The organism is Ruegeria sp. O11 (assembly GCF_056535285.1).
The window spans coordinates 1-11,795 of sequence record NZ_JBQERS010000029.1 but is presented as its reverse complement, the minus strand read 5'-3'; the positions used below and the strand labels follow the sequence as shown (position 1 = coordinate 11,795).

The 11,795-nt window shown below is 52.9% G+C and carries 8 protein-coding genes and 1 pseudogene; 1 reads left to right on the top strand and 8 read right to left on the bottom strand.

Features of this window, described 5'->3' with window-relative positions:
* Positions 1 to 334: 334 nt before the first annotated feature.
* The 5 genes and pseudogenes from ACRZ91_RS21935 to ACRZ91_RS21915 all read right to left on the bottom strand — a co-directional run bounded on the left by ACRZ91_RS21935 (position 335) and on the right by ACRZ91_RS21915 (position 6,596).
* Positions 335 to 505 carry a hypothetical protein gene (locus ACRZ91_RS21935; RefSeq protein ID WP_170425586.1) on the bottom strand — a complete coding sequence of 57 codons (171 nt, stop codon included), beginning with the start codon at positions 503 to 505 and terminating at the stop codon, positions 335 to 337.
* Between the two features lie 81 nt (positions 506 to 586).
* Positions 587 to 3,679: an efflux RND transporter permease subunit gene (locus ACRZ91_RS21930; RefSeq protein WP_480908609.1), complete on the bottom strand. Its 3,093-nt coding sequence runs from the start codon at positions 3,677 to 3,679 to the stop codon at positions 587 to 589.
* Positions 3,679 to 4,776 carry an efflux RND transporter periplasmic adaptor subunit gene (locus tag ACRZ91_RS21925; RefSeq protein WP_480908607.1) on the bottom strand — a complete coding sequence of 366 codons (1,098 nt, stop codon included), beginning with the start codon at positions 4,774 to 4,776 and terminating at the stop codon, positions 3,679 to 3,681. The genes ACRZ91_RS21930 and ACRZ91_RS21925 overlap by 1 nt, the downstream gene beginning before the upstream one ends.
* A gap of 565 nt (positions 4,777 to 5,341) precedes the next feature.
* Positions 5,342 to 6,265 (bottom strand): annotated as a pseudogene (locus ACRZ91_RS21920) (adenylate/guanylate cyclase domain-containing protein); the annotation flags it as partial.
* Positions 6,266 to 6,299: 34 nt separating this feature from the next.
* A complete protein-coding gene (locus ACRZ91_RS21915) occupies positions 6,300 to 6,596 on the bottom strand; it encodes an SAM domain-containing protein (RefSeq protein WP_480908605.1) in 297 nt (98 codons plus the stop codon).
* Positions 6,597 to 6,979: 383 nt separating this feature from the next.
* Between ACRZ91_RS21915 and ACRZ91_RS21910 the strand changes: the two genes are divergently transcribed.
* Positions 6,980 to 7,480 (top strand): hypothetical protein, encoded by a 501-nt coding sequence (locus tag ACRZ91_RS21910; protein ID WP_480908602.1) that lies wholly within the window; start codon positions 6,980 to 6,982, stop codon positions 7,478 to 7,480.
* A gap of 11 nt (positions 7,481 to 7,491) precedes the next feature.
* Here the strand turns inward: ACRZ91_RS21910 and ACRZ91_RS21905 are convergent, their stop codons facing one another.
* The 3 genes from ACRZ91_RS21905 to ACRZ91_RS21895 form a co-directional block, all read right to left on the bottom strand.
* A complete protein-coding gene (locus tag ACRZ91_RS21905; protein ID WP_480908601.1) occupies positions 7,492 to 10,236 on the bottom strand; it encodes an AsmA family protein in 2,745 nt (914 codons plus the stop codon).
* A gap of 400 nt (positions 10,237 to 10,636) precedes the next feature.
* The gene (locus ACRZ91_RS21900; RefSeq protein ID WP_480908599.1) at positions 10,637 to 11,017 is read right to left on the bottom strand and encodes a hypothetical protein; all 381 of its coding nucleotides are present in this window, start codon (positions 11,015 to 11,017) and stop codon (positions 10,637 to 10,639) included.
* A gap of 24 nt (positions 11,018 to 11,041) precedes the next feature.
* Positions 11,042 to 11,164 carry a hypothetical protein gene (locus ACRZ91_RS21895; protein ID WP_010437819.1) on the bottom strand — a complete coding sequence of 41 codons (123 nt, stop codon included), beginning with the start codon at positions 11,162 to 11,164 and terminating at the stop codon, positions 11,042 to 11,044.
* Positions 11,165 to 11,795 lie beyond the last annotated feature (631 nt).

The window sequence follows — 11,795 nt, the reverse complement described above, 5'->3', positions numbered from 1 at the left end:
TGCGGCGTTATAGTAAATGCGACGACGATACTTCATGGGAAACACTCCATCTTTGCTCAAAGATTAAAGTGTTGCGTCCACCTGTTGAGGGCACCCCGCAAAGCGGACATTCTCCGGAGTGGGCTTTACAGCGAGCCACGCCACAACGGTTCAGCAGAGAGAGTTTCGCAGCGGCAACATTCTCAGGATTCGCTGGTGAAAGTCGGCCATCAGAACGGGTAATCCTTCTTTTCCTCGGAGCAGCAAAAACACAGCGAATACAATGAGCCTCGTTCTCGGATCAACTGACGTTTTCTGTAACTAGCGACGCGTCTTCAATAATGCCATTACAAGCTCACTTCGGTGTTTCGCCAAAGTAACCTCCAAAAAATGCGATCATTGCCAACAACACGCCAACCAATATCACGATCACAAGCAGTGCACCGCTACCTTTGGCAAAATATCCCAATGAGACTAGGCCAACCACGAAGATGCCGACCAGAAAGTAGAGTACTGTATTGTCCATCTTTACCCCCCAATAAGTTGTCTACACTCAACAACTACATGCTCCAAAAAAACGATCCAAAGACCGCCAATGAAGGTGACGTCAAACGGCTTTCGGTGACTGTCGAATGCCACTCAGCGTGGCGAACAATACCGGGACCAGGATCATTGTGAGCATCGTACCCACCGTCAAACCGCCCATGATCGTGACAGCAAGACCCACCCAAAACACGTCTGGCAGTAGCGGTATCACGCCCAAGACTGTAGTGGCGGCGGCCAGTACGACGGGGCGCAGTCTTGAGGCACCGGCATTCAAAACAGCGTCGTAGCCTGGCTGACCTTCTGCCAAGTTATCGTTGATCTGATCGATCAGAACGATTGCGTTTTTGATCATCATGCCCGCCAGGCTCATGCCCCCGAGCAATGCAACGAACCCAAACGGTGTGTTTGTGAGGAGCAGGCTCGGAACAATACCTATCAGCACAAAAGGTACAGTCAGGAAAATAACCAGCGGTCTGCGGTATGAGTTAAACAGCCCAACTACAATCAATGCCATGATCGAAAACGCGGGGATCATACCCGGAATCAAAGACGCTTGCGCAGACACTGTGTCCTCGTACTCACCACCCCATTCCATGCTGTAGCCCGGCGGCAACTCAGCCTCCAAAGCTTCAAAATCGGCAAGAACTGCGGCGCGATAACTTGGCAGAGTTACACTATCGATTGGATTGGCTTGCACAGTCAGAACACGACGCCGGTCGCGGCGATTGATCGTCGGGTCTTCGGGCTGGATATTCACGCCGCGTACGACCTGCGCCAATGGGACAGGCTCAACAGAAAACGGTGACTGCAGTTGCAGCAGTTCAAAGTTATCAACGGCAGCAACGTCTTCCGCGCCAGGCCGGACGATGATTGGCAGCAACTCGTCACCTTCGCGGTAGAGGCCGACCGAACGCCCGTCAAATGCACGTTTTGTTGTGTTGCCAAGATCTTCATAGGTGATTCCGGTCCACCGTGCTCGGTCCTGGTCATAGTCTGGGACAGTTTTCAGGACACGGTTGCGCCAATCGGTGCGCGCCACTTTCGTCCATTGATGCTGATCCAGTATCGCAACTGCTCTGTCGCCAATTTCGCGCAATGTCTCGGGATCGGCATCTGCTGGACCAATGATACGATTTTCGAAAGCCCAAGTATTGCTGGGCCCCACACCGAACTGGCGTGTGAAGGAGGTCGCTTCGGGCATATTAGCTGATATCCAAAGTGAAATCTCCTTGGTCATCTCCGGAATGTCGCGGTAATCTTCGACGTTCACAATGACTTGCGCGTAGGAAGGGTTTGTTCCTTCGGGGTCGACCGGCAGGTAGAAACGCGGTGGGCCAGCCCCGATGAAGCTCGCGATACCCGTCACGCGATCGTCCATTCCAACCTGTTCTTCGATGCGGGTAATAGCCTCGGATACGGCTTCTATCCGGGTCCCTTCGGGTGCGTAATAGTCGATCATGTACTTGGTCATCGACGACGTTGGAAAGAACAACTGTGTGACGGAACCAAAGCCCACTCCTGCAATAACAAGAGCACCAACAGCCACTCCGATTGTCAGGTAGCGAACGCGGATCGCGGCGGCCAGAAAACGGCGGTAGACGGCGTATAGACCGGTGTCAAAGGTTTCACTGGTTCCCCCCTTTGGTTCCGGCAGCATGGCAACGCACTGCAAAGGGGTGATGGTCATTGACAGCAACCAACTAACGAGAAGCGCAATCCCAACAACGGAGAAGAGCGTCCGGCAGTACTCTCCAGCGCTCTCAACGGACGCAAAGATTGGATAAAAGGCCATAACAGCGACGAACGTTGCCCCTAGCAAAGACATAGCGGGTCGCGTTGCGGCATCGATTGCGGCTTTTGCGCGGTCCATTCCCTGTGACATGCGAACCATGGCACCATCCGCTACCACGATCGAGTTGTCGACCATCATGCCAAGCGCAATGATCAATGCGCCCAAGGACATGCGCTGAAGATCTATTCCCAGCATCGCTAACGGAATGAAAGTGGCAAGTATCGTCAGGATCAATCCGCTGCCGATGATGATCCCCATGCGAAGACCCATCGCCAAAGTCAATACGATCAGAACAATCGCGACGGCTTGGCCAAGGCTTACTAAGAAACTGCTGACTGCCAGGTTGACGTCGTCAGATTGCCAATGAACCCGTTCAAGTTCGATGCCCACCGGCAGGCCTGCGATTAGTTCATCTACTCTGGCGTCGACAGCCTCCCCAACACTGACAACGTTGACACCAGACTGAAATGATATTGCCAAGCCAATAGACGGAAGGCCGTTATAGCGCATCATGGTCGTTGGTGGGTCAGCATAGCCTTCCTTGACCTCAACAACTTCGCCCAACCTTAGCAGCTCTGGCCCTCGAGGTTGGCCGCTTTGAGCTTGGTCCAGACCACTTGGCCGAACAACCAAATCCGCGATATCAGTTGGGCTGGTGAATGTACCGCTTGGCGCAATTCGCATGCGGTAGTCGCCGATGTTCACGCGACCTGCATCCACAATCGCATTTTGGGTTTGCAACGTAGCGAGGATAGTCTGCGCCGAAACACCCAATGCGGCCAAGGCTTCTTCGCGTGTTTCCAGATAAATGACCCTGTCGCGCTCCCCCCACAAATCTACACGCCCTACGCCGTCGATCAACGAGAGCTCTCGCTTGAAGTCTTCGGCAAAATCATCAAGTTCCCGGGCGGAGAATCCATCAGACGTCATCGCCAACAGCAGACCAAACACGTCACCAAAATCATCGTTGATCGCAGGACGACCTGCGCCCGGGGGCAGGTCTGTTTCCACGTCTCTGACTTTGCGGCGCAGCGTGTCCCAGATTTGTGGCAGTTGGTCCGACCAATAGTTTGGGCGGATTTCGACTTTAATGGTCGACACACCCGCCCTGCTTTCGCTCGAGATGTAATCAATCTCTTTAATCTCTTGGAGCTTCAGCTCGATCCGTTCTGTGACCTCCTGCTCAACTTCTTCGGGACTGGCGCCAGGATAAAGGGTGGTCACAACCGCAGTTTTGATAGTGAACTCGGGGTCTTCTAGCTGCCCCAGACTAAAGAAAGCCGAAATGCCGCCCAACGTAAGCATGACAACCGTGAACCAAACGAATTTGGCGTTGCGGATTGAGAACGCCGCGAGACCCATTACTCTGTATCCTCAGAAAGTAACGAAACTTTCTGACCCTCTCGCAAAGAGTTCGCTCCGGCAGTGACTACGACGTCACCAAATTCCAGACCTTCACTAACAGCCACCCCTTGCGACCGGGGCGTACCAAGCGAAACTTTCCTTGCCGTTACGGTTTCTGAGCCGACATCGAACACCCAGACATGCGGATCTGTTTCCCCTTCAGGCACGAAAACCGCGCTGGCCGGAACCATGATCGCATCAAATGGTTCGTGCCCTTCCTTTGGCTGGCCACGGACGCGCCCAGCCATACCCGGAAGAACAATAGCGTCTTCTGGTTGCTCCATAATCAACGTGACGGGGAAGGTTCGGGTCGTTGCCGAAGCCTCTGATCCAATCTCGCTGATTTCCGCCGGTAAAACCACGTCCCCCAGAGCGTCAAATGTAACGGTTATGTCTTCAATGTGGGGGATCAGGGCAATGTACCTTTCGGGGATATCGATCACGACTTCGATGTGCTCGGCGTCCAGGATGCGTAGCACCGGTGTCTGTGCTGCAACTTCTTCAAAATCTTCAATGTATTTGGCAACAACACGTCCATCGAACGGTGCCGCCAAGCTCGTGTAGGTTAAATCCAGAGTGGCTCTGTCCAAAGCCCCTTGGACAGAATTGATTGCTGCTTGTGCTGAAGTTTCGCCCGCGACAAACCGATCAAGTGTCGCCTGAGCAGCAACATCTTTTTCGACCAGTGATCGTTGCCGATCTGTTTGCAATTTTGCGTTTTCAAACGTCGCCTGTGCGCTCTCAAGTTCAGCAGTAAGCCGATCGACTTCGGCCTGGTACGGGGCTGGGTCTAAGGCCGCGATGACGGCACCTCTCGTCACAAGGTCGCCAACCTGAACATCGACACCGACAACATTGCCCGGCACGCGAAACGCCAACGACACTTCGCGTGCGGCTCTCGCCGTTCCGACAAAGTAGCGGTCATGCAAACTGGATAGGTCAGAAATCTCGGTGGCTCTGACAGGACGTACTACTGTTTGGGTCGCTTCTTCTTCTTTCTCCCAACAGCCGGAAAGCAACACGAAGGCCAAAAGCCAAACAAATAATCTCTTCATATCCCCTCCCGTGCCGCCCGCGTTCCTCTCTTCGTCTTTGTGAAGATGGCCTAACTTGCGGATTTTGCGCCTAAAGCTGTTGCAATTGTACGTGCTAATCAAACAAAGTCAAAAATCCGAATTTGTTTAGGGGTGGTGGAGAGAAGCCTTAGTTCATCTTTTCAAACTGATAAGGCAACTTAGCAGTACGACGTCGTTACGATGCTGCTGTTTGTCCTATCGGGAGCACAGCAGGCTGTTATTCGAGTTAGTGTAGCTACGTCAAAAGGTAAGCGTGCGGAGATTACACTGTGATTGAGCAAAGCCAAGGCGTCGTCCCGACCAAAGTATGGAGCGGAAATTTCTGCTTTTGGCGAGCCAATGCCATTGCCTACCAACGAACTAATGTCAGCATTGTCCACGTAGCAGGCATTCATTGAATTCTGCCGAACGACTGCTTCGAGCCCAAAGCGGAAGCTTTCAGGTCTTTAAGTCAGCAGCCCCACTGCTAAAACCATTCGCCACTTTTCGGCCTCAACCGCTGGTGCTAGTGGGCGCGAGATTGCCCTCTCAGAACGCAACCAGCCTAAGAGTGTTCTTGAGCGAATTTTTGACCCAACAATATGTATTGGTCAGTCCACGGGAGAGGCTCAGCGCGAGTGAAATCTGCCAAAGCTTCAGCGTGCCGGCTCGCCTCTGTGGGGTCGTGTCCGGCTATGGCAACTTCGATCGCAAGGCGTCTGAACCAGAAATGATTGCGGCTCATCGAGCCAAGCTCTAACAAATGCTCACCCTCCTGCAATAACTTCAGCTGGATATCGCGATCGCGCTCAAGTCGTGCCATTTCCGCGAGTACCATTGGCCCACAATAACTCATTCCCGCACGTCGGCATGTCGAGAGAGCCGAACCCAGCATTTTCCGTGCACGTTCGGTGTTACCGCAATCCTCCTGCACCAGCGCTTCGTACATCAGCCGACGGCCCTGGAACCGCATGGCTCCAAGCATCTGTTCCAGTTCAGATACCCGTTCTAGGTGCAACGAGGCGTCTTTTAGTCGACGCAGATCGTACAAGTCTTCAACGATGCCAGCCCGCCATACTGAAACGGGTTGATCGATGCCGCGGACCGCCACTTCTCCAAAGCTCTTTGTGACAAAAGCGTCTTCGACTGCTCGCTTCATAGCCGATGGAATAAGGGGCTCTCCTCCCGTCGCCAGATCCTGCAACCGAGCGGCGAGGTTCACGGACTCTCCGACTACCGTGTATTCTCTATGAACATCGCTGCCCGTTCCAGCCACCACCACCTGGCCGCTTACGATGCCTATGTGCGCCTTTAGCGGCAGAGCTTGTTCCTGGCTGAGGGCGACCATCGCTCGATGGATATCTATCGCCGCCCTAACCGCCCGCGCGGGATCGCGATCGCGCGCGATGGGCGCGCCGAACAGCGCCATTGCGCTGTCACCGATATGCTTGTCGATAACGCCCCCATATGCAGCGACGACTTCATCAACTTTAGAGAAAAAGGTTCAGTAGGTCTCTGGTAGCTTAGGGCCCGAGTCTTCCAGCTAGCGTGGAAAACCCTTCCAAATCTGCAAACAGGACTGACACCTCTCTGCGATCCGCAATCTCTACTGGCTCGGCGCCTTTCTTCACCTCAGCAACTTGGCCGGCGACTAGCGCTCCCAGAATTTTTCGACGAGCACCCAAAGATACGCCGATTTCTCGGAGGTCGTCATCGGTCAGATAGGCAAGTGCATCAATGTCTATTTCGTTCTCGGCGAACACCTTCGCGTACTTACCGCACCCGAGATCATCTAGCCAATTTTGGAGACTCGAAGCCATCGTGGTCTCGCCGTCCCGTCTTGCTCCACCCTATTCAAGCAGTGGCTACCATCGCAGCAGGAAAAGCTTACATTCGGGCGCACTCTTTTTAGAAACTTAATCTTACGTCAGGTCTGCGAACAAAGCCGCCTGTCGATCAAACGTATTCAATGACTGCTTCGAGCCCCATAGCGAACGACGCTTAGGTTGCCATCAACGTCAGCGATGCGCAGAAAGCGGACTTTGCAAAGTTTGGCGTGCAGCCAACAACTGTCGTTGGACAAGCTCTCCGGATGCCGTCGGCGTTGGCTCAACATTCCATAAATCGAATGGTTGTATTTGATTAATCCAGCGCGATACTCTGAATGCAGCTTTATATCTTCGGAACAAGTGTGGGGCATCGAATGAACAAGTTGGCGCTGACAGCAATGGCATTGATCTCCACTGGTGCGGTGTGGGGTGCCGGTATGGAGCGATGGGGTGAATCCGGGGACTGGACAATCCTGATTGATCCCGAAAAGGGTAGCGGCTGTCTCGCGTGGAAACTCTTTGAAAATGAAATGACCGTTGAAATCGGTGCAGCACCCAATCAGGCCGGCGGCTTTTTTGCCGCTTTTAATCCGGCCTGGGTTCAAATCGAGGACGGGGCGACCGGGACCGTACAGTTCGATTTTGGTGATGCGAGATTCGAAGGCGAAGCGGTGGGTGTCTTCAAGAATGGAGTTCCTGGTGGCTATGCCTTTTTCGACAACCCAGCGTTTGTAACCGAGTTTGGAAAACGCCAAAGCGTCACGATTATTGGTGAAAGTGGCGCCGAGGTTGAACTCGACCTCAGCGGGTCTGCAAAAGCCATTGAGGCGGTTCTGACATGTCAGGCTGAACAGCCGGAACCACTGAAGAACTAGGTCGCGTCCAATTATTGCAATTGATTGATGTCCGGCACACAAGGTTGCCTGTCGACAGGCATAGCATCAGCGCTGCCCGGAGCCTTGTTTCTAGACCCGCCCACATCCAGCTTGAATTTTGGTGACGAAAGCGGGCCCGTCACATCAAAAGGCCAGGCGCTTCGGGATAGGGGTCTTCCAACGCGCCGCGGCTCCGCTCTTATTGCTATCGTATCGTTCAGCCAATCCACTTGCCCCTTGGCAACCAATTGAACCGATCCCGTTTCAATGATGATGGAGTTTGAGCTCACCCGCCCAGCTTGAATATCAACGGGGGCGAACACGCAAGTGATGTCGGTGTAACCTTGTCGGAACTCCTCCGAAAACAGCCATGGGAAGATACCCAGCCCGGCTAACTCCAGCAAACTAGTACTGATATAGCCCTGCGACATCGACAAAGACGCATTGCCACGCATGGAGTTGATGAAGGCCTTGCCCGAGGTGGTAACGCCAGAGACGTTGAACTCCCCGCTCAAACGGCCATAGGCATCAATACCAATTCCCAATTCATCAAGGATCTCACCGAATTCCCATCCCGAGGTTGATCCCGACAACGAAAGCCAGTCAGGTGAGTCAATCAGATCCATGACTGCACGCAGGTTGAAGTTTCCGCCGCCATAAGTCATCTGAAGAGGGCCGAAATCCACGGTTCCTTCTTTGGCAGACAATTGGCTGGAAACTGATGTTACGCCTTGCTGCCCTACAATTTCTTTGAATTCGATCTGTACCTCGACGTCAGCTTCTCGCAGCACGCGCTGTACATCCAGAAGATCGGCAGGTTTCCCTTTTTCCTTTGGCAACACTAAGGGCTGGACGTCTGTCTCCTTCGGTAAAACCAAAGGTTGAACTTCGGCTTCAGATTCCTTTGTGGTCTCGCCTACCAAGCTTTTCAGTTGGTCCAGCACGGCAGTCAGGTTCTTCAGGTCGTTGAGATCGAGCCTTTCGCTCGTGATGTTGCCCCGAACAACAGTAGCGCCCTTGGCGAAATCAGCGTCTAAAGCAGCAAGAAGATGCGAAGACCCGGCTTCAAACTGGATTGCGGCATCAAAGTCCTCGCCCTGTTTGGAGGTTTCAGCATCGATAGCTAGTGCTCCGATCTCGACAGGTTGCAGGTTCACTGCGGTTAGAAACTCGGCGCTGTCGTCGACGTCCAATTTCACGTCGAAATCGAGACCGGCAAGCCCTTTTAGCTCGTTGACAGATAGTGCGAGATCGAGCGCCCAGAGATCGGTCCCGTAGGTGGTCGCGTTAAACCTGTTGAGTGAAACCGGCCCACCCGCATTGGATATGTTGAAATCGGCTTTGATGCTACCGAACTGGTCAACATAGTCTTCGTTGAGGTTGGGCAAAATCAACTTGGCGGGCCCGTCGAGCACACCATCGAATGTTACGTCCTGAAGCTGAAGCAGATCGAGGATTTCACCTTCGGCTTTCAGGACAGGCTCTTCAATTGGCCCGGCTTGCAGCGCGATGCCCAGCATGGCCAAGCGGCCATCTGGCATGCGGCGAATGCTTTCGATAGACGCTGGACCGATTACGTCTAACCCCTGGTCGAATGCATTGGTTTGGAACAGCAACTTCTCGAATTCGAAGGAAGCCAGGGATCCGACCATATGCATTTCAAAGCCCGTGAACTTCAGATCCTGGATACTTTTGGCTGCTGGCGGCGGCTGTCCTTTGGGATGAAGCCGCGCGTTGAAAAGCAGATCGACGCCCTGAGCGGTGTAGAGGTCATCTATTGAACCTTCAGCTTCGAGTCTCTGTCCATCCTCCAGGCTTACCGTGGTTGTAAACGCCTCGATCTTCAGGGCGTCCTGAGACACGAGTTCAGCCTGCAACTGGCCATTGCCTTCCAATACGCGTTCCAATCCAATGACATCTAGAAAATCGCCGAATTCACCGGTGTCCATCTCCAATACAGCTCGATAACCACCCCCTTCGTCTTCCGAGAACGGCTCGCCATCGTAGCTTACGGTCATTTCCCCGAAACTGGCGCGTGTCGTAAACGGTGCGGCGTGTGGGTAGTCGCCTTCGATTTGGAAACCCTGACCGTTGACGGAGCCGGAACCAGAGACCTTCGTTCTTTTTTCATTATCCGCTTGTTCAAGAGCGAGTGACTTTAGGTCAAACACAAACGAGAAGCCTGAGACCTTGTCATCGATGTTTAGCCCGATTGACCTGAAACTGACGTTCTTGTCGCTCAGAAAGTTCAGGATCCCACGGCCTCCCGCGTCGCTCTCATTGGTACTATCAGCGCTAACGACGTCTTTTTGATCATCCGCTGATCCAGTTTCCTCGGACACCTGCTTGAGTGTTGGTCTGTCTTTTCGCCAGCTTGTTGTGCCGTCTGCGGCCGTAAGAATATTCGCCTGTAGGCCTTCCACTACCAGATTGTCAAAGTGCAGACGTCCGTTGGTCAAGGCGACAATGTCCAGCTCCAGTTCTAGCAGGTTCAATTCTACAAGAGGTAACTCCGGCATTGTCTGGCTCGGGATGACTACCCCACCGACGTAAATGCGACTGATGCGTCTAAGCGCGACGCTTACATCATCGTTTACTAGAAGTGGCCGACCAATTTGTTCCGAAAGTACTCTTTCCACAAGGTCGCGCCGCATGTCCGAGAACATCGGAGCAGCAAACAACAACCAAACAAACGCGACTGCTGCGAATGCGAGAAGTGCGACAAGCCCAATTATCCTAAATAGCCAAACCCTCATGCGCTCCCCTATCGCCGCTTTCGCCTTTCAGTCTCTGACAAGCAGATATTCGGCCCGCCTAACTGAACGCCCCTTCTGAACCATATTCAGGTCGGTTGGTCCGTGTCACTATTCGTCTTTGATAGCCCCGCCAGTCGCTTTTATTCTTCCCATAAGTACACTTGCCCTATTGGTTGTAGCCTCTTTGGACGTCTGGATTGGTCCAAAAGTATGAACGTCATCGACCTATTGGACGCGCGTTGCTGAAAAGGTAGTATGCGCAAAATGTACAAGAAGGGCTTTTTTCATCGCCAGGTCCAGTGTCCGGGATTTCAACTTGGGCCGGGGTTCACAGAAAGATCGCCCCGGCCAGAGTCAGGACAAGCGAGGTAATTCTTGCCCTGAAACATCGTACTTTCATCTAGTTGAGAAGATCACCGACGACGCCGACGGCATCAACAACGGTAGACAGGTCATTCGTAACTTCGAGGACTTCACCATCGACCTGAATGTAGCGGTTTCCTTTGCCCGGCTCCTTCAGCTTCCATTTGGAAAGGTCCCCAATATCCTCGAACTTCAGATCAGATGGGAGCTTAGCACCGCGCGTGTAGCGTTTGATCTGACCAGGTGGGATAGTCTTTGGGCCTTTGCCGGGTTTGTCTTCAATCTGAATACTGACATCACCGTCCTTGCCCCCCTTGTTCGGCTTTTTACCCTTGTTGTCTTTGGCATGGGCATCGCTGCCTCCAAGGGTGAAAAACACAACTGATAAGGCTGCGAGAATTCCGCATACGATCTTCATAGACTTTTCCTTTGCTTCCTAACTTCATTCAACCGGAGTTGAAAATTCCGGCACGCGCTTCAGGGCTTCGATCATGTCCGCGCTCGTCATCAGTTCGATGAACGTGTAGTATTTCAGAACCCCTTGGCTCAGACGCGAAGAATACATGGCCTGCACTATCCGAAGAGCGAGCCAGTGCTGCGCAGCCAATAGAACATACCTCGATCCTGTGACTACCTTTCCCAAAACTTGCCGTGTGGGGATTGGTCGGCGGAACAACATTTCGTTGACTATCGGGGCCGCCAACAATGTTTGAAGGCCGCATGACGACACTGGCGAAAGCTAGTGCAAACTCTGGAAAGATGGGGAGAGCGTTAGGTTTCAACATCGCGTCCTCCCAACGCTCGATCATTATTATAGGCCTTCCGACCGCCAGCACTCACTCTAGCAGTCGGAAGGGCCCGACAAGTCGGGCGACAGCGACAACAACGGAGGTAAAATGAAAGTTGTGTCGAATTCGCATGTTTGAATCTATTTACTCATAAATCAACATTTTTTCCGCGCGTAAACTTCTTTACGCTCTCGTATGATAAGCCTCTGCTTTCAAACAAAAAGGATAGTGAGCGCATCCTTAGGGACGAGTGAGTTCTTCTAAGCGGCGAAGCGTTTTCGGCGCACAGAAAGATAAAAAGGATTGAAAAATGGGATTTGGTGAAGCCGTTAAGACGTGTTTTTCGAAATACTTCCAGTTCTCTGGTCGGGCTTTACGCTCAGAATACTGGTGGTTCTTCTTGTTCGT

Bases quoted from the DNA above. Each gene is read 5' to 3' on its own strand.
- ACRZ91_RS21935 (WP_170425586.1), bottom strand. From the start codon at position 505: ATGGACAATACAGTACTCTACTTTCTGGTCGGCATCTTCGTGGTTGGC.
- ACRZ91_RS21930 (WP_480908609.1), bottom strand. From the start codon at position 3,679: ATGGGTCTCGCGGCGTTCTCAATCCGCAACGCCAAATTCGTTTGGTTC.
- ACRZ91_RS21925 (WP_480908607.1), bottom strand. From the start codon at position 4,776: ATGAAGAGATTATTTGTTTGGCTTTTGGCCTTCGTGTTGCTTTCCGGC.
- ACRZ91_RS21915 (WP_480908605.1), bottom strand. From the start codon at position 6,596: ATGGCTTCGAGTCTCCAAAATTGGCTAGATGATCTCGGGTGCGGTAAG.
- ACRZ91_RS21910 (WP_480908602.1), top strand. From the start codon at position 6,980: ATGAACAAGTTGGCGCTGACAGCAATGGCATTGATCTCCACTGGTGCG.
- ACRZ91_RS21905 (WP_480908601.1), bottom strand. From the start codon at position 10,236: ATGAGGGTTTGGCTATTTAGGATAATTGGGCTTGTCGCACTTCTCGCA.
- ACRZ91_RS21900 (WP_480908599.1), bottom strand. From the start codon at position 11,017: ATGAAGATCGTATGCGGAATTCTCGCAGCCTTATCAGTTGTGTTTTTC.
- ACRZ91_RS21895 (WP_010437819.1), bottom strand. From the start codon at position 11,164: ATGTATTCTTCGCGTCTGAGCCAAGGGGTTCTGAAATACTACACGTTC.